Consider the following 21909-nt stretch of genomic DNA (forward strand, 5'->3'; position numbering starts at 1 on the left):
CGTGAGATGCCACCATCACGATTCCGGTGGATACCAGACACGCGTTCCCGCCACCTGTGCGAAGCGGGTCATCGAGTGCGGCCGAGTGGATGTCGCGCTCATAATGTCGTCGACCCTGATCTGTCGGGCAAGCAAAGCATCGCCAATCAGAGACCGATGGCAACGCCATGGAACGGCTTCAGCGCACATGATGGCCACCGTTTGCTCACGAGCCAAGGAAATGAGCTCGTCGATACCCTCAGCGAAGTCGGTCGTCTGCATGTAGTCGGCGTAGCTGCTGAAGCTCTTGTTTCGCCACGCTCCGTTGATGGTCGCCTGGGCCACGGGCGTGTGCCGCAACCCACCCAATTTCGGAAGCCGCCCATAGTCGATGCCTGCGTTCGGCATGCTTCGGGCGAGTTCGTGCTCACCGAACTGTGGATTGTGGCGGGATCCTGGCACACTTCGCACATCGATCAGCCGCTGAACCGCGTTGTTCTCGAGCATCAGAATGAACTCGTCGAGCGGATGCGTCGAATGGCCGATCGTAAACACCTTCGTTGGGCCCATCTCCCCATTGTGGCTCCGGCGGTGCCGCTGCCCCAAGTCGGGACCAAGGTCCCTACCTACTCAGGCGAGCAGCGAGCAAGCTCGTGAGTGAACCACCGAAACTCTGGAGGATTCCATGGGCGGCATCTATTTGAGTTGGGGCATATTCGATATTCAGCTGGGAAACCTGATCATCATCCTCGTCATGCTGGCTCTGTTTGTCCTTGCCCTTGTCGTTCCATTCCCCGGTACCAGGAGAAGGAAATGAGCGTCGAGACACCGGCGCAAACGGCGGGGACTGACGGCGATGCCGAAGTCGATCGGTCGTGGACGGGGCGCTCCCGCCGCTGGCTCCTGAAGAAGCTTCCGCCCGACAAGCTGCTGCCGAACACCCAGCCGAGCTACGTCGCCTCCTGGATCTACGTCTTCGGCATGGGTGCCTTGGCCGCACTGATCTTCATCATCGCATCCGGCGTCGTTCTCAGTTTGAACGGACCGATGTGGTACCACCTCTCGGCGTTCGGACACTTTGTCAACAGCGTGCACCTCTGGAGCGTCGAGCTGTTCTTCGTCTTCATGGTCGTACATCTCTGGGGCAAATTTTGGATGGCTGCCTGGCGTGGACATCGAGCCCTCACCTGGATCACGGGCGTGTTTTCTTTTGCTGTATCGATTGTTGCCGCGTTCACCGGGTATCTGGTTCAAACCAATTTCGACGCGCAGTGGATCGCTTTCGAGGCAAAGGATGCCCTCAATGCGACGGGCATCGGCGCGTGGTTCAACGTGGCGAATCTCGGCCAGATGCTCATGTGGCACATCACGCTCCTCCCCCTCGCGGTCATCGTCATCGTGGCGATGCACGTCATCCTCGTGCGGATGCACGGGGTCGTGCCCCCGCTCGAGGCCGACGAGAGCGATGCACAGCTGCGCGATGCAGAACTGGGCGACGCACTCCCGCGAGCGGAGGCGAGTTCACATCATGTTGAACCAGAATCACGATGAACCCAACGCACGCACGGATGTGGCCCGCCGCCGACACGCTCTCGCTGCGAGACCCTGGCGCGGGGCGGAACGTGAGTACGACCTCTTCAAGGAACTGTCGATCGGCGTCATCGTCGTGGGCGTGCTTGCCGTCGGGCTGGCCGCGATTGCCAGTTCGCCGGATGAACCCAGCATCACACTGCAGTCGTGGTCGATCGCCGCACCGAATGATTTCGTGGCGACGGCTGCGGCTGAACTCGCCGGCACCTCCGACACTGCCTCGTATGGTCCGCCCTACTCCGCGACGACCGGCGCCACCCAGACGCTCGGTCCGATAGATCTGCAGAGCCTCTCCGGCATCCGTCTGCCCGTCGACACCGCGACGGACTTTGTGACGACGCCGCTGACGGTTCTCCAGGCTGGGGCTGTTGCACGCGCCGTCTGGAACAGCGCCCCCGCCGCGACCAGGGAGTCGTGGGCGATGGCCTATTCCGACGCGTTGGCGAAGGCGCCGAACAACGATCCCGGACAGATTCAGGCTGGCAACTACGGACCCGTGCCGAGCCTCACGAACAGCCTTCTGAAGGTCGCCCGTGCCGGCGCCCTCGACGGAGCCATCCAGTCTGAGGGCGGATTCTTCAACACCGACTACACGCGCAGCATTCTCTTCCTGGGCGATGGCGCGTATTTTCCGGGACTCGCCGACAGCATGCATCTCACGGGTGACCAGTGGGGAGTGATGAATGAGACCGGCAACTATCCGGGCCAATCCTGGCTCTGGCTTTTCTCGTTCTGGTACCAGGTTCCCTTAATCGGCAATTTGGCGAACGCGGACCTCATGGTCGTTCTCATCATGCTGGTTCTCACGGTGATTCTCGCGCTCATCCCGTTCATTCCCGGATTGCGCTCGGTGCCGCGCTGGATCCCGATCCATCGGCTCATCTGGCGCGACTATTACCGGCGGCGCTAGACGACGCGTACGAGAACCACCGCCGGTGGCCCGAAGGCGCCAGCGCAGATCGAGACGAGCATCGGCGACAGCAGTCCGCCAGCACCGACAGTTATTTTAGTCAAGGGTGCGATTCAACGCATCCGCTCGCCTCGATCGTGCCCGCCGACGCACGAGCAGGCTGCGCACGAGCACGGGAACCGTCGAGAGCACAACGATGCCGACCAGGATCAGGTCGATGTACTGTGCCGTGAACTGGGCGACCCCAGGGATATGACCGAGGCCGAAGCCGAGCAGAATGACCGAACCGGCCCATCCGACGGCACCGATCACGTTGAAGATGATAAATGAGCGGTAGCGCATCGAACCAACGCCCGCGATGACCGGTGCGAAGGTGCGAACGACCGGCACGAAGCGGGCGATCGTGACCGTCATGGATCCGAACCGCTCGAAGAAGGATTCGGTCTGTGCGACACTGGCCCGGCTGAACAGCCCGGATTCCTTGCGGTTGAAGACTGCCGTCCCGGCCCGGCGGCCGATCAGATAGCCCACCTGATCACCGAGGATTGCCGCGACACTCACGGCAGCAACCACCACCCCGAGCGGGGCGTGCAGCGCGCCGGTGAGGGTGAGCACGCCGGTGAAGAAGAGCAGGGTGTCACCGGGCAGAAAGAACCCGACGAGCAGTGCAGTCTCGGCGAACACGATCAGACAGACAACGGCCAAGCCCCAGACGCCCGCGCTGCCGATCAGCGCTTGCGGGTCGAGAATGCCACTGCTCAGCCCGCTGCTCATCGGCGATCCGCCTGCCATGAGACCAACTCCTTCGATTGGGTGACGGTCACAGAGATGATCAGGCCAAGGATCGCGACGAGGAACATGGCACTGGTCCCGATGGTTCCGAGGCCCAGTCCACCGTCCGCCAGCGGCTGCGAGAGCAAGTCACCGAGTGAAGCACCGAGCGGTCGGGTCAAAATGTATGCCAGCCAGAACGCGAAGATCGCGTTCAACTTTGCGAACCGGTAGGCGCAGCCGACCAGGGCAATTCCGACGGCAAAGAGCAGCGCTGAGACGAAGTAGCCGAGGTTGAGGCCTTCGGCAATCAGGTCGCCGGCCGCGGTCCCGAGTGCGAAGGTAAAGAGAATCGCGAGCCAGTAAAACCCTTCACGGCGCCGCGTCGTGATCGAGTGGATAGACAGGCTGCGTTCGCTGGCGTACCAGACGGCGAAAACGACGGCGAGTGCGATGGCGAAGACGATGGTTGTCGTTACGAGCGGGATGCCGAAGTTGTCGGTGAGATTGTCAGTGATCAGTGTGCCGACAATGCTGATCAGGACGACGGCCAGCCAGTAGATTCCAGGCACGTAGCGGATCGAGCGGAACTGGAGAACGAGCACGATTGCGAGCAATGCTCCCATCACGATGGTGGTGTTAGTCAGGCCAAGATTCAGGTTCGTCGCCAGAAGGTCGGCAAACGTTTCGCCGACCGTGGTGGCGAGGATCTTGATGGTCCAAAAGATGGCAGTGGGCTCAGGAACCTTGCTCCGGCCGGTGGAAACGCGTCGGTCGACACGTGTCGCCGTGAGATCTGACATGGGCATCCGTTTCGGTGGGGGCGCAGTGTGCGCCCGTGTCTGTCCAGTTGAGCGGATGCGTTCTCAGAAACGTCCAAGAGCCGGTGGTCGGGCCTGTCGCGGACCGATCTCGAGAGGTGGTCCCTGGATCTCGACACGCTCGATCAGCGGGGGTGAGCTCATCAACGGGGGTGAGCTCGATCAGCTGGGGTGAGCTCGATCAGCGGGGGTGAGCCCGATCAACGGACCAACGGAAAGGTGATCACGAACGTCGTTCCAGCCGGCGAGGTTGCACTCAGCTTGACCCGCCCGCCGTTTCGCACCGCAATCTCGCGGACAAGAGAAAGCCCGATGCCAAACCCACTCCGTGGATGTTCCGACGGGTACTCAGGCGCTGTCGAGTGCGCGAACCTATCAAATATGTGCGCAGGATCAATGCCCTGAATTCCCGTGCCCTGGTCGGCGACCACCAGATCGAAGGTTGACTTCGACACCTGAAGCGTCACCGAAACCCGAGATCCATTCGGAGAATGAGCGATCGCGTTATCCAGTAGCGCCACGACGCAACGTTGAATACTCGTCGCCGGAATAGAGGCCAGAACCTCACCCGTGGCCGCGTGGTTGTGCCCGTGTTCGTGCACGAACTCGACCCGCACCCCCCGTTGGTCGCCCAGAACCCGCATCGATTCCACTGACTGTTCCACCAGAGGAACAACGTTGACGACCGGGACCGCTCCCTCCGGCGCCTCGTTCGCCGCAGCCAACAGCAGGTCGTTGACGACCCCAACAAGAGCGAGAGTGTCTCGACGGATGTCTGCCATCGGCGGCGAGAGCGGGTTGCTCGGAGCAAGCCCCCGTTGCAACACCTGGATCCGTGCGTCAAGTACGGTGAGTGGGGTGCGGAGTTCGTGGCTCGCATCCGCGACGAAACTTCGCTGCATCCGCAGCGCATCGCCGAGGGGGCGCACTGCTCGCCGGGCGACAACCCAGCTGAGCACTCCGGCGATCGCAATGGCGACGATCCCGACCACAATCAGGGCGACGAGCACGGCTGTCGAGTCGATATAGATACGGCTCTCGCCGGGTTTCGGCCTTTCAAGAAGTTCGGCCGGCTGCGATTGGTTGATGATGAAAATCACGGAGGCGAGCACCAGGAACAGCACAAGTGCCGTGGCCCCGGCGGTGATCTGCCAGCCGATGATCCGTGCCGCACGCCCAACCGCGGCGGCATCGCTATCGACGGCCACCCCTCGAGGCCCGCTCACAGCTGGCCCAAACGATAGCCACGGCCCCGCACGGTCAACACAATGTCCTTATCGGTCTTGCGGCGCAGATAGTGCACGTAGGTATCGACGGTTCCCGGTTGCTCACCGACCTGAAAGACAGTATGCAAGACCTGCTCGCGGCTGAACGTGCGATCAGGCTGGGTGGCGAACAGCCGCAACAGATCTGACTCGCGGGGCGTCAACAGGATGCGACCGATGTGCGGTGAGTGGATGCTGTGGTCATCCGGGTAAAAGGTCCACTCACCGATGTCGACGGCCGGTCCCTCGCTGGTGAACTCCCGGGTAAGCGCCCGGAGGCGGGCGAGCAGTTCGTCGAAATCGAATGGCTTGACCAGGTAATCGTTGGCGCCTGCATCCAACCCGTCAACCTTGTCGGCGATCGTGCCGAGCGCGGTGAGAAGCAGGATCGGCGTCGTGACGTGGTGCGCGCGCAACGCCTGCACAACGCTCAGCCCATCGAGGGTCGGCAGCCGGCGGTCGATGACGAGTACGTCGAAATCGACACGGATGGCCAGGTCAAGGCCAGCCTGGCCGTCGGCCACCAACTCGACGTGGTAGGTCGCCTCAAGCACGCCCCTGATCAGCGGTCCGAGTTCGCGGTCGTCTTCGATCAGAAGGAGTCGAGGCTGCGTCGTGCTCATGGTGTGCTCGTTTTTCCGTTTCGCTTGGTGACAAATCTAACTGCCCTTTCCACGCAGTTCAGACCTGACGCGACGGCCGTTCCCTGAGTGCGGCCGGAAAGTGCGGCAACACGTACCGCAACCAGACGACGAGCGCAAGAATGGATGCCGCGACCGAGTAGACGATCGACGCCGCGACGTCCGTTGGGTAGTGAACACCAAGGTAGACGCGAGACACCGCAACGAGAACCGTCGCGAGGATCGCCACGGCGGTGATCACCGGTCGATACCGGTGATCCCGAACGAGGAAGATCACCGCGGCGCCGAGGGCTACAACGAAGCACGTGTGCCCGCTTGGGTAGCTGAACGAGTGCTCGGTGAGCAGTGGATGCGCCAGCAGGGTGGCATCGGGTCGTGGCAGGTGCACGATCCGTTTGAGCACTTCGCTTCCGCCCCAGGCGACGGCGATCATGCCAAGCAGCGTCAGAACCCGCCCGGGGTTGCGGGTGACGATTCCCACAACCGCTGCCGAGACCAGGACGATCACCCCGGCCATTGCCGGATCAAACAGCCAGGCAATCGTGAGTGCGATGCCATCGAGAACCGGTGAGTGTCGCAGGCTCAGCCATTGATCGACGCCGAGCTCGGAGGTCGACCAGCCCGACGAACCGGCGACGAACAAACCGAATCCGACGACCGCGCAGAGTGCGACGACACTCGCGATGACCAGCGAAACCGGGTGGGCGAGAGGGCGCAGGGGGTCTGCCCGCCTCGCCGTCGACACGTCGGGCATCGAAATTAACACTGTCATTTCACTCGTTTCTGCAGTGGCTTCCATCGGGCCAACCACTTGAGTCTGCGACCGGGAGCCTCAGATTCCTCTAAGAATGCGTTCTCTGCTCGCACCGCCACTGCGCACCTCGAATACTCATCGGCTGTGGCGTGGTGAGCGCACTACCGTGCATTTCAGAACTGCGAGGTCTGGCGCAATTTGCGCGGTCGGGAGTCCGGGTCAACAATGATTCGGTTGATCGGTGCCGCCCAGAGGCGTTGAAGCCGGGAGACGGGTTCAGTGTGGTGCTGGCGTGCGCGTCCGATCGGCCGCGGGGAGCTGCGTCCGGTTTCGTGCCACTGATCCAGAGCATTCGCAGCGGACCTCCAGAGCGTGAGGCCGTCTTCGGTATCGAGCAGGGGGTCATCATGCGTGAGGCCCAGATGTTCGGCCCAGAGTTGCAGACGCAAATCTCGGGCTAACCGGTCAGAAGGCTGATCTTCAATGCGTACGCCGCGCTCGACCCGATTGTCGTGGGGGGCATCGAGGACGGCGCAGGTGATTTCGCTGTCCGTGGTCCACGAGCGTCGGTTGAAATTGTCCGACCCGCAGGTGAACCACGTGTCGTCGATGATGCAGATCTTCGCGTGGATGTAGACCGGAGTACCCCCGACGTTTTCGAGGTCAAATACCCCGAACCGGTCAGGTGCTGCGCGATGCAGCATCGAGAGTGCACGGAGTTGACCGAGACGACTGGGGGGCCCCGCGAGAGGGCCGTCCGAGTCGGGGTAGCGGGGCACCACCACGATCACCTGAAGCTGAGGGTTGCGGATGAGCGCCTTGGCGAGCTGCCCGGCGATTTCCGCCGACCACAGATATTGGTCCTCGATATAGATGAATGAGCGAGCTCGGGCAAAGGCTTTCACATAGGCACGCGCAATGCTGCGCTCCCCGGCTGGAGCGAAGGGAAACGGCGGCCGTTTCGGGGCGTAGGTTCGCAACAACTGAACAGCATGCGGACCGGCCGGGGGTGGGGGCGGAGCGGCCTCGGGGAGCGGCTTGGGGTGACGGGGCATGTCGGCGAGTCGTTGCACGAGCATCCGGTACGGGGTGCGGCTGTCCAAGGGGTTGGGGTCATTCCAGCGTTCGGCGAACACGGCCAACACATCGGCGACGACGGGGCCTCGGAGCTCGAGAGCGGCATCGTGCCACGGGGGCCGGTCTCCATACCGGGAATTGATGCTCAGTGCTTGCGGGTCACCCGCGTGGTCGGCATCATCACGGCGACTGTGGCAGAGATCGATCCCGCCGACGAACGCGACATCCCGCGACGGATCGTCACGACGCCGAAGAACGAAGAACTTCTGATGGTGGGACCCAAACGGACGCACTCGCTGATCCAGCAGGACTTCTCCCCCGGCCTCGTTGATCTGGCGACCAAAGAGCGCATTAGTTGTTCCGCTCATCGGCGCCGACGCGCGCGCGCCGTGCGACCGCCAGACCAACCCCCGCACTTTCACCCCTGCAGCCGCGAGCCCCGCGAGCAACTCGCCGATCGTTGGGCCATCCGGTAGCAGCCGCTCGTCCACATCCCCACGCCAGTCGGTGAACCAGACCCGGTCGCCGGGCCGCAATGCCGCTAGTTCTTCGTGTAACCGGGCGAAGTATGTCGCCCCGTGCACAAGAGGGCGAACAAGGTTGCCCTCCGACCACGAGCGTGGCTCAACAGACCCGGGTTGCGCGCCAGCCGCGTTCCCCCGCTCTGCATGGTTCAGGAACCACTCACCGACGTCGTTGTTCACCCCACGAATTCTACTCAGGGCCACATGCAGGAGGAGCAGTCAGTTTGCCGTTTCGTCGCGCGGCATGCGGACGAGCAGGCCTCCGCCGTCGATGCTCACACGGATCGCGGTCACCTCACCGAAAGCATCCCCGTCCAGCTCGATCTTCTCGGGCCGCCCGAAGCTTGCTTCGAGGGTCGCGCATTTTTCATATACCAGTGGTCTGATGGGTTTCGACCTACCAAGAAGGCGCCGACCCGTGCGAGTGCGCCGGAGGATCCCGTTTTCCCAGGCCACACGAATCCAGATCCGCACCCACCCCAGCGCGCCCTCCGGACGCAGCATCACGATGTCGAGGAGACCGTCGTCGATCTGCGCATCTGGCATGAGCACCATGTTGGCGGGGAGCGACCCGCAGTTGCCGACGATGAACGTGTGCACCGTCGACCGACGAGTGGCACCGTCGCCCAGACGATACCGGACATGGAGCTCGTTGCCGTCGCGAAGCGACCTGACGACGGAGGTCACGTAGGCCAGCCAGCCTGCGCGCTTTTTCAGGGCGGGATCGGTGTTCTCGATCATCTGGGCATCGATACCCAAGCCTGCCATCACGAGAAATGCACGGCGATCCACCGACGACTCCGGCCGCCGGAGGTCGATGATGCCCACGTCGATCGGCCTGTCGACGCCTGAGAAGGCCGTCTCGACGGCGTCGTCGAGGTCACGCAGCGATAAGTCGAGGTTGCGCGCGAGTAGGTTGCCCGTTCCGGAGGGCAGGAGCGCGAGAGGGATTCCCGAGCCATGCAAGCCCTCTCCGATTGCACGAACGGTGCCGTCGCCCCCAGCGGCGATCACGACATCGGCGGAATTCTCAATGGCCTCGCCTGCTTGGGCGACGCCGGGATCCTCCTCGGTCGTCGCGATCCACAGAGATTCGTCCCAGCCGTGGCGTTTCTCGGCCCGAGCCGCCGCGGCCTTGAGACTATCCAGCTCGACTTTGACCGGGTTGTAGATAACGGTAGCGCGCATGCACCCACCCTACGGGGCGTGTCAATCCACACACACGCTTGGGGGTTATGGCTTGACCTGGCCCGCCGCATCCGGGAGCGCAGGATGCCGGCCCCGCTTCACCCAGATCGGCGGGTGGGGTAGCCGTCGCTCACGGTAGAGCCGCATGGCGAAAGGTGCCCAGAGGATGACTGCGACACCGACCCCAATGAGCAAGCCGCCGATAGTGTCCGAGATCCAATGGGCACCGAGGTAGGTCCGACTGAGCATCATCAGAACGGTGTAGACCGTACCGGCCACCCAGATCCATGTTCGCCAGAAGATGATGCCGAGCGTCGTCGCAATGAGTGCCGCATTCGCACTGTGGCCGGACGGGAAGGAGCCAAAATCGGGTTGCACGAGGATCTCCGTCGGTCGCGGGCGCCCCACAAGGTTCTTGATGATCAGCACCAGTGTCACGCTCGTCACGGCCGCGACCGCGTAATAGAGGGCTGCCCACGGGCGCCGCCAGATCAACAGCCCACCAATTATTGTGAGCGGCACGAAGACAATTGAACTGATACCGCCGCCGACCCAGTTGAACACGAGCGCCGGGATCGTCCACACCGGGGCGCGCGCCTCGACCAGCTCCCCCATCCACTCAACCTCGAAGCCGAACGGCTTATTGGCCTCTCGGTAGAAGATCACCGCAGCGAGGAGGATGACGAGAAGAATAGCCCCGGCACCCGAGACCACCCACCACAATCGAGCGATCCGCACCTCACCAGGACCATCCCCGTCGACGATATTCCTCAACTTTTCGTCCATTCATCGATCGTAGGCGGGGCGTCGCTATGATTGGCGCCATGGCCTCTTCACCGAAGCAGGCGGCCCAGACGGCCCAGAACAGCACGGCGCTGCGCGTTCTCGCCCGCGCGGGCTTCGTCGCAAGCGGGCTTCTCCACATCATCATCGGCTCCATCGCCATTGCCCTGGCAACCGGCACCGGCAGCGGTAAGGAAGCCGACCAGTCCGGGGCGCTCGCCCAGCTCACCCAGGCTCCGGGCGGCCTGTTTTTGTTGTGGGCCGCCGCAATCGCCTTTACCTCCCTCGGCCTGTGGCTGCTTCTCAGCGCCGTACTCGATCACTCCTGGGATGGCAAGCGTTCGCGGGCCGCGCACATCGTGGAGAGCCTCGCCAAAGGCATCATCTACCTCGTCCTCGCTTTCACCGCCTACACCTTCGCGATGGGGGGAACCGCGAGTTCTGCCCAATCCACCAGCACGATGGGGGCCGCGCTGATCAAGACTCCAGGCGGCGTCGTCATCGTCTTCGTCATTGGGCTGGCTTTGCTCGGCGTTGGCGGCTACATGGTGTTCAAGGGGGTCAGCAAACGCTTCGAACGGGACATCCGTGTGCCATCCGGTCTCGCGGGCAGTGGGGTGAGAATCCTCGGCACTGTCGGCTACGTGGCCCGCGGAGTGGCTCTCGGCGCGGTCGGGGTGCTGTTCCTCATCGGTGCTGCGACACACGATCCAAGCAAGACGACCGGATTGGACGGTGCGCTCAAGTCGTTCCTCAGTGTGCCATTCGGCGTCGCCGTGCTGATCGCGATCGGCGTGGGGTGGATCACCTACGGCATCTACGCGTTCTTCCGCGCTCGACTCGCCCTGCTCTGATCCGCTCCTACTCCGGCGCTGCTGGCGGCTCGACTCGAACAGTCCGCCCGGTGTCGACGGCGATCACGACCCCGAGCAGTACCAGGGAGAGCGAGATGGAGGCGAGCACATCGGTCGGCCAGTGGTATCCCAAGTAGATCCGGCATGCGGCAGTCGCGAGGGCGAGGATGACTGCCACGATGAAAGCGATCACCGTCCCGACCGGATTACGGCGACGCGAGAATACCAGGAACGTGGTGATCAGGAGGAAGTCGGTCGCACCCATCACATGCCCTGACGGAAACGATGGAGTGTGATCCACCCCGAGCAGCATTGTGCTGATCGCCGGTCGCTGGCGGTCAATGACGGGAGCAAGGATCTGGACAGTCGCGACACCAACGATCATGGATACGGCAAGAAGCGCAGGACGCCACGCGTGCTGTGCCGCGAAACCCCACCACACCGTGGTAACGAGGACGATGATCGGCAGGGCGATCGGCCCAAAAACCGTGGCGATGATCGCCATCACGACCGTCAGCGTCGGCGAGAGCAGCCCTTCTAGCCACGCCTGTACCGGTTTGTCGATCACGGAAAGACCGTCGCTCTCCCGCACGGAATCCAGAATCACAAAGAAAGCGACCAACCCGATCGCGGCGAGCACGCCGGCAACGATATACAGGTTGCGGCGCGAGGGTGCCGGCATAGGTCGGACTTCGACGATGAACTTCTCGTGGAACCGACGCAGGGCCCCAGGCGCGTCGCTCGCAGGTACTGTCATCGCTGACCTCCCTTCGAACAACCCACCCCACGTTTGCACCGAGGTCGAGTCACTCCAGAGAAGTTAGACCAGAGGGTCATTCGTGTCGCGGGTGCTGCGGGTGATCTGCTCACCACTCGCGGGATCGACCGCTGTGCGGGTCGTCGCAGTCGACGTACGGCGACGCAACACAAGGACAAGGCTGATGAGGAACACCACGACACCGGCCCCCATCAGGATGTAGCCGATGAGGGAGAGGTTCACGACTCCGCCGAGATCAACGTTGACCGCGAACGCCAAAATAGCTCCGATCACAACTAACGCAATTCCTGTACCGATTCCCATGATTATCCTCTCCGAGCGAATTTCTATCGCTGGTCCGCCCGATTCTGTGAATGTCGTCTGACACTCAACTTCGTGTCATACCGAATGGGCCAATGATACTCATTCATCGTCGAGCGGGCTGCGATGCAGCCCTGAAGCAGTCAGCCCTCAGCGATCCCTTCGTCCCTCGACCGGATGCATGTGCCCTCCCTGCCCCTATCACCAGCGACGAGACGCACTTTCACCGATGCGTAATGTGCCCCCTTTGGGGGTGCCTGCGAGTCCCCCATTTGGAGGACATCCGCGCTACATTGCTTTCGCAGCCACGGAAACCCGGCTGTGGCGCGAACCGGAATTGAAGTTGTGCGATTGCCCCCCGCACGTGGCGAAACTGACGCGACGCGGGAGAAACGGACACCGACGTGAATCGAATCGTAGTCGTCGAGGACGAGCCCGTATTGGCCCGACTCCTCGGCCGCATCCTCTGCGTTCCCGACTACACCGTCACCGTGGTTGGCACGGCTGTCGATGCCCTCCGTGCGATCCGCACAGTCGACCCGGATCTCATCCTCCTGGACCTCCTGCTGCCGGACGGACGCGGCGAGGATGTTCTCGCCGAGCTGATGCGTTTTCGTCCCTCGAGTCGAGTTTTGGTGTTGTCATCGATGACACACGTGACGACCAGAGTCAGAGTTCTGGAGGGCGGTGCAGTGGATTTCCTGGCCAAACCGTTCGACAATGCCGAGTTACTCGCCCGGGTCAATACCCGTCTACGGACGCCCGCAATGTCGATGGCCTCGGCCGCAAAGGCCACCCGCTACCTCCGCAGCGCGGGAATCGAGATCGACCTTCTGCAACGGGAGCTCGTGGTCGAGGGGCGCCGCATTCCGTTGACCCAGCGGGAGTTCGTGCTGTTGTCCTTCCTCGTCCAGCGGGCACCCGAGCCGTGTACCCGGGCCGAACTGCTCGAGTGGGTCTGGGGGACGAAATTTGACACCGGCACGAACGTCGTCGACGTCTGCGTTCGCCGGCTGCGTTGGAAACTGTCCAACGACAAGATCGAAACGGTGCGTAATGTTGGATATCGGATCACGGCTTAAGACAGTCCTCGTCGTCGCGTGGGCGATCTTCGCAGGGGTGAATTGCTACCTCACCTTTGCGCTGCCCGGCAATGAAACTATCCCCTATCACCTCGTCTGGGCCAGTTTCGCGCTCCTCTACGGACTATGCCCGTGGCCTCGACGCGCCACCGTCGTCGTCTTCATCGTCATAACAATAGTGACGGGGGTGGCCCTCGTCCGCCACGCGATGACCGGGGTCATCAATTGGGAAGAATGTAGCGAGATCTTCCTGATGGGGGCCATCATCTCGCTGTTAATATGGCACGTGAACCGGCAGTGGACCGCACAGGCTCGGCTGCAGGCTTTGCAGCAAGCGGAACGTCACCGCAGTGAGCAGCGGGAGAACGCCGCCCGTTTTGGTTCGCATGAGGTCCGCACCCGATTGACCATCGCCCGCGGCTACGCGCAACTCATCGCTGACCAGTCAGCCGAGCCAACGGTGCGCGAGGACGCCCGACTAGTGGTGGCCGAACTCGTCAAGGCTTCCGCATTGGCGACCAACTTGCTCACCCTGGTCCGGGTCGTGGATGTGTCGGCACCCGAGCCGGTCGACGTCGACCGAATGCTGGTCGAAATCTTGCGCAGATGGTCGGTTACGGCCGACCGAATCTGGAGCGCTCGGAGCGCAGTCGGCACTGTGCAAGGCGATAACGAGCGACTCGAGGCAGTGCTGGACTGCCTGCTCGAGAATGCGGTCAGGTTCACCGGTCCCGGAGACACCATCGCGATGACAGCGGATGCGCGGGGCGGCCACCTGGTACTGACCGTTCAGGACACTGGCGCGGGCATTCCCGCCGCCGATTTGGACACCGTTTTCGAGATCTTCCGGACCGCGTCGACCGCAGGCGAGAGGGCGGGCAGCGGCCTGGGTCTGGCTATCGTCAGAGCCGCCACGGAAGCGCGCGGCGGGACCGTCTCGGTGACCAGCTCGCTCGGTCACGGTACCACTTTCACTCTTCAACTCCCGCTGCTGTCAGCGCTCCCTCCTCCCCTCGCCGAAACCGTCTACGATTCGGCAGACCGTGATCCCCCCGGTGAATTGCTCGACGTTCGCCCCTGAAAGCGGATGCCTCTCCGCGTTCGGGCGCGGAGCGTCCGGCGTCGCACTTCTCGTTGGAACCGGTTTGGTTCATTCCACGACGACCACATCGGTGATGGCTGCCGGCCGCTCCAACTCGTTGATCCGAACAGCGGCAGTGATCTTCCACTGACCCGCCACGGGCAGCACGACCTCGGCCCGGAAGCTACCCGGCGTCATCCCGGGCTCGACCGTGGCTGCCAGGGGTCCGAGGCTCAGGTTCGGCTCGGACACACTGACCTGCGGAATGTCGAGCGGTTCGATGGGGGCACCCCCCGCGTCGGTGAGGGAAAATGTGATGATGTTGACCCCCGCCACGCCCGGGCCGAACCGGCCGGTCAGGTGACCGGTACCGAGCTCGGCAAGCACCGGAATCCCCACGGGAGTCGGCTCAGCGAAGGTGTCGGTCGCGCGAGGGTTCTGCAGCGTTAGTGCTGTGGTGAGCCCAATGACCACCACCAAGCCCACCATTTCCAGTCGGATCGCCAATGTCAGGTGACGCCAGCCCTGCCAGGTGATTCGATCGCGCTCTAGGCGAGGGACGAGGCCGAACCGGTTCCACGCCGCAAGACCGCCGATCAGCGCGACCATGCCGAGCTTGGCCAGCAACAGGTGACCGTAGGCGCTGCCCACGAGGGCAGGCACCGAACCGACGATCACCACGGCCAAGATTGTCCCGGTAATGCCCAGCAGGACGACGAGACCCCCTGCAAGGGTGGAGAACCTGGCCAGGACCTTGGCCGCCTCGGCCGGATCGTCCTTCCGCCGTCGGGCGCGGGTCACGTGGAGGATCAGAGCCACGAGACCTCCAAACCACACCGCTGCCGTTGCGGCATGGACCACATCGGCGCCCATCACCAGCCAGCTGGGTCCGAATGTCCGGGTGTGGCCGACAGGGAGCACCGACACCAGCGCCACCGCGACCCCCACCGCCCCGACCCACACGCCCGCCCGGCGCGGCAACCGCCCCCCGAGCAGCATCAGCGCGGCCCCGGAGGCGGCGAGGACCAGCGTCACCGCAGCACCCCCTGACCATCCCGCGGAGACGACCGTTGGATTGACTAACGCACCGAGAGCCAGCCCCCGCTGGCGCGCCACAGCGAGGGGCACCAGCAGCACGTATGCGCTCACGGCGACGAGTGCGGCCACCCGGGGTAGCCGATGGCCCACCGCCGAGGTACGGGCGACACAGAGGTCGAAAACGGTGAGGCCCACGAGACAGAACAGGCCCAGATAGCCAAGCGCGGTGAGAATCCCGTAGAGGGCGTCCACCGGCCCGGCGTCGTTCTCGACGACGGTCGGTACCGATGCACTGGCTAGGCCCACGGTGAACGACAGAACCCCGGATTCCGGGTGAGAGTCGTCGGAAACCACCCGCCAACCGAGCACGTAGTTGCCCTCGGCGAGCCCAGACGGGAGGTTAACACGAACAGTCGCGTCTACAGCCTCCGCAGACACCGTGCGATGGCCGCCGTTGGCGTCGTAGAGCTGGAAGCCCTCGGGAACCAGAAAGACCTCCTCGTCAAAGGTCAGAGCGACAGATCTTGGCGCCTCAGCCAATAACGCACCGTCTGCCGGCATCGTGGACAGCAGCTCTGCGTGGGCGAAGGCCGGGGTCGCGGGCAGCAGTAGCAGCAGCGTCACTGTTGCAAGCAACAGCCCGAGGAGCCAGCGGACCAGCAGGCCCCGGGCGCGGGCTTCCGGGTTACTGGTCCCGGGCGGCGTTCTTCTCGGCACAATAGCCTCCTTGTCCTGCATGGGAGTGACCGTGCAAGGCCGGTGGCACCGCCGCCCGGCCCCGATGTCCGGGCGGCGGTGCGTGTTGTGGGATCTGCTAGGTGCCCGTTGTGAAGGTCCACGTGACGGGAGCCAGCGGATTGCCAGCGGCGTCCTTGATCCCGCTACTGAGGGAGACGGTGTATTGGGTGTTGGCCAACAGCGTGCCGGTCGGGTTGAGCGTTGCCACTTTCGTCGTGCTCGAGTAGCTGACGACCGAGGTGAAGAGTGAACCGTTCGACGTGCGCTTGATGGTGAAGTTCCCACTCATCGCAGCCCTGCTCGGCAGGCCAGTGACAGCCTCGCTGAAGGTTGCGGTGATGTTCGCCGTGCGGCTGACCCGAGTGGCGTTGACCGCCGGGGTTCGAGCCGTGACGACCGGGGCGGGGCCGGTGACGAACGTCCACGTCGTGGCGGGGAGCGGGTTGCCTGCCACGTCCTTGACTCTGTTGCTCAGGGACAGTGTGTACCTGCGGTCACTGACCAACGGGGCATCCGGGGTCAGGGTGGCGACCCGGGTGGAGGCGTTGTACGTCACCTTCGAGGCGATGGTCGCCGTCCCCAGCTTCAACGTGAAGTTGGAGGTACTGGCGGCGGTGGTCGGGAGCCCGGTCACGGCTTCGCTGAATGTTGCTCTCAACGGGGTTCGCGTGGTGGTGGTTCCCCGACCGACGCCGGTGGCGCCGGCCGCCGGATTGGTGTTGGTGACCCTCGGGGCAGGACCGGTGATGAAGGTCCAACTCGTCGCTGCCAGCGAGCCACCTGACACGCTCTTGATAGCCGTGGTCAACGAGAGTGTGTACGTCTTGTCAGCGTTCAGTGCCGACGACGGGGTGAGCGTAGCCGTTCGCGTCCCCGCGTTGTACGTCACCGCGGACGCAACGGCCGTGGTGCCCTGCTTCAGCGTGAACGTGGTGTTGCTAACGCCGGTGACGGCCTCGTTGAAGGTGACGGTCGGCCGAACATTGGTCGCCACATTTGTCACCCCGGATGAGGGGTTCTGGTTGGTAGCCTTCGGCACCGTGGCAACGGTGGTGGCAGTGAGCACAGGCGCGGACACCGTGTTTCCGGCCGCATTCCAGGCTGTCACCCGGTATGCGTATTGTCCGGCACCGGCGGTCTTGTCGGTGTAGGTCGTGACGTTCGCCAGCGTGGTGGCAATCTGGGCGTACGTACCAGCCGTGCCATTGGTTAGTGGCGCACGCTCAATCTTGTATCCGATCTCGTTCTTCGCATTTCCCCAGGTAGTGGGATCAGTTATTGCCACCGGGGTCCCGTCCGTCCAACTCAGCAGTACGTCACTCGCGGGTCGGGTGAAACTCACGACTGAGGCATCCGCCAGGGTGCGAGGCGCGCTGACCGAGATAGGCCGCATCATGTCCATCTCCTCATGGCTGAGGATGTGGCAGTGCCACACATATTCCCAGCCGAAGTTGGTCATGACGTTGCTGATTGGATCGATCGGATTCCCGTTGGTATCGGTGTTGTTGAACCCTGCTTCGTATCCGTTCGGGCCGGTCGTCGAGCCCTTGGCACCCAGCGGCATCATCGGGTTCAGCGGCCGGTTGCTATCCGGGATGGCAAACGGGAGTTTTGGCAGGATGGGCCGGACCGCCACGATGGTGTCCTCCAGCGGACTGACCCGCACTGTGTCCTTCCAGCCAATTTCTGTCGGTTCAGGAGGAATGATGATGTTGTCCCAGGTGACTCTGTTCAGCAACTGGACGTCGTTGAGGTGGAAGTGCAGCGGGTGCGTGTCCACACCATTGTGTGTGATTTTCCAGATCTGGGTGCCGTCGGCGTTGGTGGATATCGGGGTTACTTTGAGGCTGTTGGTCCCCTTTGTTCCGTCCAATTTCTCCGTGACCGGGTTGACGTACGGGTAGAGAATGATGTTTTGCAGAAGCGGTGTTGCCCCTGGCGCCTCCAACCCGATGTTGCCGCTCATGCGGCCCCACTCATCGAAGTTCGCGGCATTCATCTCATCGTGGACGCTCTTGCCCTCGATAGGGATGCTGAGCTGGTTGCCCGACAGAGTGTCGAACTTGAACTGCTCTCCTCCCTGCTCAGCGATACGGGCGAAGCCGTCGCACGTGGCGGCCGGGGTGACGGCCGCGTTGCAGTAGCCATTGCGGACGAAGTTCGTCCCATAGGCCTGGTTGTACGCCGACTGGCCGACCACGATTGGATTCTGGCTGGACTCAAAGACCCCGGCGGGATTGCCGGCCGCGTCGGTGTGGTGGTCGAACGCGGCCATCAGCTTACCCATCTGGTCAGCCGTGGTGTTCGGGCGGTCGAAAGCCAGCGCGGGCGCCGCGTTCGACACCTTGACCTGCATGACGGAGCGGGTGTCAGGTCCGTAGCCGGGCAAGGTTGTCGGAGCGCCAGCTGGGGACATGTCTGGTCCACCGGTGTAATAGTCGTAACCGGGGATCCGGCCAGGGAACGCCGCTGGTGCGTCGTTATAGAGAATCAGCGTCTTCCCCCGGTAAGCGGAGAAGTCGACGATGACGTCGGCCCGTTCGGCTGGAGCGAGCAGCAAAGAGTGCTGGTCGACGTTGCCGACATCGAACCGGGTTGCGTCGGTGATGAATGTGGTCTCGTGGGCGGGGACCACGGCTGGGGTCGGCAGGAAGCCGCCCTCGTTGCCAATCTGGATCCAGTCTGGGCCCTTGGGGCTCTTCGTGGTGTCCGGCGTCGGCATGACGACCGGGTCCGTCTGTGCCAGTGCGAGCTCGCTGGCCTTCAACGCGACCTCCGTGCCGGTTGCCGGGTCGGCGACATACCAGGAAAGGTTCCAGAACCGGTCGTCGGAGCCGTTGAGGATTCGGAACCGATAGGACTTTGGATCCATGGTCGTCGTGGGGTAGGCGGTGCCGTTCACCACAGGCGTGTCGTGGAAGGCCTCCATTCCCACCGAGTTGTTGGGCGTCGACGGGACTAGGGCCGGCTCACAGAAGTCAGCCACATTCGGGTCGCAGTTGGGATCGAAGTAGGGGTTGGCCATGGGCGGGTACTTGGCGTCCTTGGCCGGCGGCCAGAACCACGGGCCGTAGAACCAGCGCCCGAAGGCGCTCATCCCGCTGGGGTCGCCCGGGTTTTGCGCAGGCATGTAGACGTGTGGCTGCCAGAGGTTACCCTCCCCACCCCACTTCTTCGCGTCCCAGGTCGGGTCGAGCTGAGCCATCCGCGTCGCGCTTGGCACAAAAGTCTTGTCCTGGATGGTGAGCGGGATCCCCATGCCGAGACCGTCGAGAGCACCACCCGGAGCCATCAGCTTCTGCTCTGTCTCGTCGGTGATCATGTATCCCGCTTCCTCGCCGGCATACACATTGAGCCGAGTGATACCCCATGAGTGGTCGTGGTAGAACATCATCCGCGCACTTTGCTGATTGGTGTAGAAGAAGGTCTCCGCACCGGGGCCGGGGTCGGGCATGTCCGGGACGTTGCTGACACTGACGCCCTTCGGGTATGCCGTGTTCTCACCCGTGGGGGTGACCCACTGGTGCGGTGTCCCATCGCTGATCCACGGGGTAATGCCGCCGTGGAGGTGCAAAGTGGCACGGTTCTCCGAGTAGCACGTGGTCGGCTTCAGCGCTTCCCCGCACATCGGGTTGCGCACACCGTCGAGGACACTCCCCTCGTCCTGTGCCATGTCCTCGGGGATGTTCGTGGCAGGGTTGAGCGTCATCATGTCCGGTCCGGCACCCGCACCCATCACCGAGGTGTCGACCGGGAGAAACAGATCTCCATCAACGCCAGTAGGCAACAGGTTACGGAACAGGACACGAACAGGCTTGTTCTTCGTGGCGAGGATCGTCGGGCCGAGATAGTGCGGCTTATCCACTCCGGTGAAGCTGATCGGGCTGTCGGCGAGGGCTGGGTCGAGGTTGGCGTTGCCCAGGGCGACCTTCTTGCCGGGGACGACGCTGGTCGAGAGCTGAACGTACCCGCGGAGCAACGTGGCCGGCAAGTCGCGGTGGAACTTCATCCGGTACTGCACGACCGCGATCTCGTAGTAGTCGGTTCCGGGGTAGGTCGTGGTGTCGGGCACCGCGACCGGGATGTACTGGCCGAGGTCATTAGCGTTGGCTTCTCCCTGCCCTGGAAGGGTGTCAACAAACTTCTTGATCCCGGGGGTCAGATAGCCCGCCCCGGGGGTGGTGACCACAATGTCAGTGACCGAACCCTTGACCGCGACCTTGGCGGTGGCACTGGCACCCTTGTCAGCTGTGCCCACGGTGTCGGCGATCGTCACGGTTGGTGCGGAATCGTAGCCCGCACCACCATCAGTGACGTCGATGCGGGTGATACCGATGGTTGCCTCGACTTTGGCCGCCAGTTCGGGAGCGGTCTTGCTGGCGTCGGCGAGGGTGACGGTCGGGGCGGAGGTGTACCCGCTGCCCGCGTTCGCAATCTCGACGCCGGTGACCACGCCGTTGGCATCCATCGTCGCACTGCCGGTTGCCTGCTCGCCGCCGACCAGGTCAGGCTTGGAGATGGTCAGTAGCGGCTGGGCCGGATACCCCTTTCCGCCGTCGGTCAGCGTCAGGTTATCGACTGCCCCGCTGGCCAACGCATGCGCCGCGGAGCCCGCAGAGGGGTTTCCGCCGGTCAGAGTCACCGTCGGCGCGGTGAACCCGTACCCGGTCTCGTTGACGTCAATGAGAGTAATGACGCCAGTGGCGATCTTGGCGGTGGCCTGAGCCACCGTGGTCGGCGTGATTCCAGCCGTCAGGATCTCCACTTTGGGCGGAACCGCGTAGCCGGCCCCCGGGCTGGTTACCGTGACACCGGAGATGGCGCCCGTCTTCGGATCGACCGAGGCCGTAGCCTCCGCGCCCGTGCTCGGGTCGGTGACCGTCGGCGTGACGTTGGCACCAAACGAGTAGGTGCGGTCGTGAGAGAAGTTCGGGTAGTTCGAGGCGCCGAGCGTGATCGTGCTGTCCGTGGCGGGGGCGACGTTGGTGGCCAGCGTCGTGTCACCGGTCGCCGGCGTGCTCAAAGTATCGCCGTTGGCCGGGATATCCGTGTCTACCGGAATCCCCTGGCCGTAGAAGCCGATCACGTCGTTCTTCTGCACGTGCACCGCGGGGACTGAATAGGTCGTGACCTCTCCGGTGTCCGCAGCCGGCGTCGGCACCGTCAACTGGTCACTGGCGTAGACGACCGTGTACTCCCCCGCGGTGCCGGTGGGACGCAGCACCAGCGCGTGGAAGAGGTTCCCCGCGGAGGTGGTCGGGCTCGCTCCGGCGATGCCCTGGTTCCAGCTCTGGAAGTCGTTGAGGGTGCCGTCGGGCAGCTTGGTGTGGTCGAGCACGACCAGCACCGGACCCAACTCGCCAGTCGGCTTCGCGTAGTCAGTCGCGTACATGCGCTTGGTCAGCGCGTTGCCGAAGAGAACCGGTGTCGGAGTTCCGACGCTGATCTTCACCATCGCGTCCGCCAACGTCTGCGGGCTGTTCGCCCAGTTGGGGTACGGGCCGAAGTAGTGTGGCACCTTCGTCATGTCTGTGGCGCTCGCCGGGGTATCGGCCTGGGCCGCATCGGGTTGGAAGAGGTTGCGCATCCCTCCCCAGGGGCCAACGCCGCTGATCAGCAGCGCCAACGCAACGGCGATCGCGATGACGGACTGCCCGGCAGAGCGACGCCTTGGGACCTGCTGGAAGGGTGGGCGGGCAGGTTTTTGCATGGTGTCCCCTAACAATTGGCGCGGG

The 21909-nt window shown here is 63.5% G+C and carries 18 protein-coding genes; 5 read left to right on the plus strand and 13 right to left on the minus strand.

From position 1 onward, the window contains the following. Window positions 1–15: 15 nt before the first annotated feature. Window positions 16–549, minus strand: a complete 534-nt coding sequence (locus tag HNR05_RS06380; RefSeq protein WP_179578265.1) for a DUF488 domain-containing protein — start codon at window positions 547–549, stop codon at window positions 16–18. Window positions 550–792: 243 nt separating this feature from the next. On the opposite strand from HNR05_RS06380, the gene HNR05_RS06385 reads away from it, so the two are divergent. Together HNR05_RS06385 and HNR05_RS06390 are read left to right on the plus strand one after the other, a co-directional pair. Beyond that, on the plus strand, window positions 793–1530 hold the full coding sequence (locus HNR05_RS06385) for a cytochrome b N-terminal domain-containing protein (RefSeq protein WP_179578266.1): 738 nt from the start codon (window positions 793–795) through the stop codon (window positions 1528–1530). Beyond that, window positions 1508–2479, plus strand: coding sequence for a hypothetical protein (locus tag HNR05_RS06390; protein ID WP_218868826.1), 972 nt, complete (start codon window positions 1508–1510; stop codon window positions 2477–2479). The genes HNR05_RS06385 and HNR05_RS06390 overlap by 23 nt, the downstream gene beginning before the upstream one ends. Window positions 2480–2575: 96 nt before the next feature. Here HNR05_RS06390 and HNR05_RS06395 read toward each other — a convergent pair whose 3' ends face one another. The 8 genes from HNR05_RS06395 to HNR05_RS06430 all read right to left on the minus strand — a co-directional run bounded on the left by HNR05_RS06395 (window position 2576) and on the right by HNR05_RS06430 (window position 10306). After that, on the minus strand, window positions 2576–3271 hold the full coding sequence (locus tag HNR05_RS06395) for a DedA family protein (RefSeq protein ID WP_179578267.1): 696 nt from the start codon (window positions 3269–3271) through the stop codon (window positions 2576–2578). After that, window positions 3250–4053 (minus strand): COG4705 family protein, encoded by an 804-nt coding sequence (locus tag HNR05_RS06400; RefSeq protein WP_218868827.1) that lies wholly within the window; start codon window positions 4051–4053, stop codon window positions 3250–3252. The genes HNR05_RS06395 and HNR05_RS06400 overlap by 22 nt, the downstream gene beginning before the upstream one ends. Before the next feature lie 218 nt (window positions 4054–4271). Next, window positions 4272–5279, minus strand: a complete 1008-nt coding sequence (locus HNR05_RS06405) for an ATP-binding protein (protein WP_179578269.1) — start codon at window positions 5277–5279, stop codon at window positions 4272–4274. A 14-nt stretch (window positions 5280–5293) separates the two neighbouring features. Then, on the minus strand, window positions 5294–5959 hold the full coding sequence (locus HNR05_RS06410) for a response regulator transcription factor (RefSeq protein WP_179578270.1): 666 nt from the start codon (window positions 5957–5959) through the stop codon (window positions 5294–5296). Window positions 5960–6017: 58 nt separating this feature from the next. Next, window positions 6018–6749 carry a phosphatase PAP2 family protein gene (locus tag HNR05_RS06415; protein WP_179578271.1) on the minus strand — a complete coding sequence of 244 codons (732 nt, stop codon included), beginning with the start codon at window positions 6747–6749 and terminating at the stop codon, window positions 6018–6020. A gap of 155 nt (window positions 6750–6904) precedes the next feature. Next, a complete protein-coding gene (locus HNR05_RS06420; protein WP_179578272.1) occupies window positions 6905–8512 on the minus strand; it encodes a phospholipase D-like domain-containing protein in 1608 nt (535 codons plus the stop codon). 39 nt (window positions 8513–8551) lie between these two features. Continuing rightward, entirely contained in the window at window positions 8552–9520 is a 969-nt protein-coding gene (locus HNR05_RS06425; protein WP_179578273.1) for a diacylglycerol/lipid kinase family protein, read from the minus strand. A gap of 45 nt (window positions 9521–9565) precedes the next feature. Next, window positions 9566–10306, minus strand: coding sequence for a phosphatase PAP2 family protein (locus tag HNR05_RS06430; RefSeq protein WP_179578274.1), 741 nt, complete (start codon window positions 10304–10306; stop codon window positions 9566–9568). 38 nt (window positions 10307–10344) lie between these two features. Here HNR05_RS06430 and HNR05_RS06435 point away from each other — a divergent pair, with 38 nt between their 5' ends. Next, window positions 10345–11157: a DUF1206 domain-containing protein gene (locus HNR05_RS06435; RefSeq protein WP_179578275.1), complete on the plus strand. Its 813-nt coding sequence runs from the start codon at window positions 10345–10347 to the stop codon at window positions 11155–11157. A gap of 7 nt (window positions 11158–11164) precedes the next feature. On the opposite strand, the gene HNR05_RS06440 is transcribed toward HNR05_RS06435, so the two are convergent. Further along, a complete protein-coding gene (locus HNR05_RS06440; protein WP_179578276.1) occupies window positions 11165–11914 on the minus strand; it encodes a phosphatase PAP2 family protein in 750 nt (249 codons plus the stop codon). Window positions 11915–11977: 63 nt separating this feature from the next. Continuing rightward, window positions 11978–12238, minus strand: coding sequence for a DUF6458 family protein (locus HNR05_RS06445; RefSeq protein WP_179578277.1), 261 nt, complete (start codon window positions 12236–12238; stop codon window positions 11978–11980). Between the two features lie 401 nt (window positions 12239–12639). Between HNR05_RS06445 and HNR05_RS17915 the strand changes: the two genes are divergently transcribed. Beyond that, window positions 12640–13317, plus strand: a complete 678-nt coding sequence (locus HNR05_RS17915; protein ID WP_179578278.1) for a response regulator — start codon at window positions 12640–12642, stop codon at window positions 13315–13317. After that, window positions 13292–14398 (plus strand): sensor histidine kinase, encoded by a 1107-nt coding sequence (locus HNR05_RS06455; protein ID WP_179578279.1) that lies wholly within the window; start codon window positions 13292–13294, stop codon window positions 14396–14398. Before HNR05_RS17915 ends, HNR05_RS06455 begins: the two co-directional genes overlap by 26 nt. 69 nt (window positions 14399–14467) lie before the next feature. Here HNR05_RS06455 and HNR05_RS06460 read toward each other — a convergent pair whose 3' ends face one another. Further along, window positions 14468–16153 carry a copper resistance protein CopC gene (locus HNR05_RS06460; protein WP_179578280.1) on the minus strand — a complete coding sequence of 562 codons (1686 nt, stop codon included), beginning with the start codon at window positions 16151–16153 and terminating at the stop codon, window positions 14468–14470. Between the two features lie 97 nt (window positions 16154–16250). Beyond that, entirely contained in the window at window positions 16251–21884 is a 5634-nt protein-coding gene (locus HNR05_RS06465; protein ID WP_179578281.1) for an Ig-like domain-containing protein, read from the minus strand. Window positions 21885–21909 lie beyond the last annotated feature (25 nt).

The sequence above is a fragment of the Leifsonia psychrotolerans genome (genome assembly GCF_013410665.1).
Taxonomy (GTDB): domain Bacteria; phylum Actinomycetota; class Actinomycetes; order Actinomycetales; family Microbacteriaceae; genus Cryobacterium; species Cryobacterium psychrotolerans_A.

What these genes read in the sequence shown, in the direction of transcription:
- HNR05_RS06380 (WP_179578265.1), bottom strand. Translation starts at nt 549, where the DNA reads ATGGGCCCAACGAAGGTGTTTACGATCGGCCATTCGACGCATCCGCTC.
- HNR05_RS06385 (WP_179578266.1), top strand. Translation starts at nt 793, where the DNA reads ATGAGCGTCGAGACACCGGCGCAAACGGCGGGGACTGACGGCGATGCC.
- HNR05_RS06390 (WP_218868826.1), top strand. Translation starts at nt 1,508, where the DNA reads ATGTTGAACCAGAATCACGATGAACCCAACGCACGCACGGATGTGGCC.
- HNR05_RS06395 (WP_179578267.1), bottom strand. Translation starts at nt 3,271, where the DNA reads ATGGCAGGCGGATCGCCGATGAGCAGCGGGCTGAGCAGTGGCATTCTC.
- HNR05_RS06400 (WP_218868827.1), bottom strand. Translation starts at nt 4,053, where the DNA reads ATGTCAGATCTCACGGCGACACGTGTCGACCGACGCGTTTCCACCGGC.
- HNR05_RS06410 (WP_179578270.1), bottom strand. Translation starts at nt 5,959, where the DNA reads ATGAGCACGACGCAGCCTCGACTCCTTCTGATCGAAGACGACCGCGAA.
- HNR05_RS06415 (WP_179578271.1), bottom strand. Translation starts at nt 6,749, where the DNA reads ATGACAGTGTTAATTTCGATGCCCGACGTGTCGACGGCGAGGCGGGCA.
- HNR05_RS06425 (WP_179578273.1), bottom strand. Translation starts at nt 9,520, where the DNA reads ATGCGCGCTACCGTTATCTACAACCCGGTCAAAGTCGAGCTGGATAGT.
- HNR05_RS06430 (WP_179578274.1), bottom strand. Translation starts at nt 10,306, where the DNA reads ATGGACGAAAAGTTGAGGAATATCGTCGACGGGGATGGTCCTGGTGAG.
- HNR05_RS06435 (WP_179578275.1), top strand. Translation starts at nt 10,345, where the DNA reads ATGGCCTCTTCACCGAAGCAGGCGGCCCAGACGGCCCAGAACAGCACG.
- HNR05_RS06440 (WP_179578276.1), bottom strand. Translation starts at nt 11,914, where the DNA reads ATGACAGTACCTGCGAGCGACGCGCCTGGGGCCCTGCGTCGGTTCCAC.
- HNR05_RS06445 (WP_179578277.1), bottom strand. Translation starts at nt 12,238, where the DNA reads ATGGGAATCGGTACAGGAATTGCGTTAGTTGTGATCGGAGCTATTTTG.
- HNR05_RS06455 (WP_179578279.1), top strand. Translation starts at nt 13,292, where the DNA reads ATGTTGGATATCGGATCACGGCTTAAGACAGTCCTCGTCGTCGCGTGG.
- HNR05_RS06465 (WP_179578281.1), bottom strand. Translation starts at nt 21,884, where the DNA reads ATGCAAAAACCTGCCCGCCCACCCTTCCAGCAGGTCCCAAGGCGTCGC.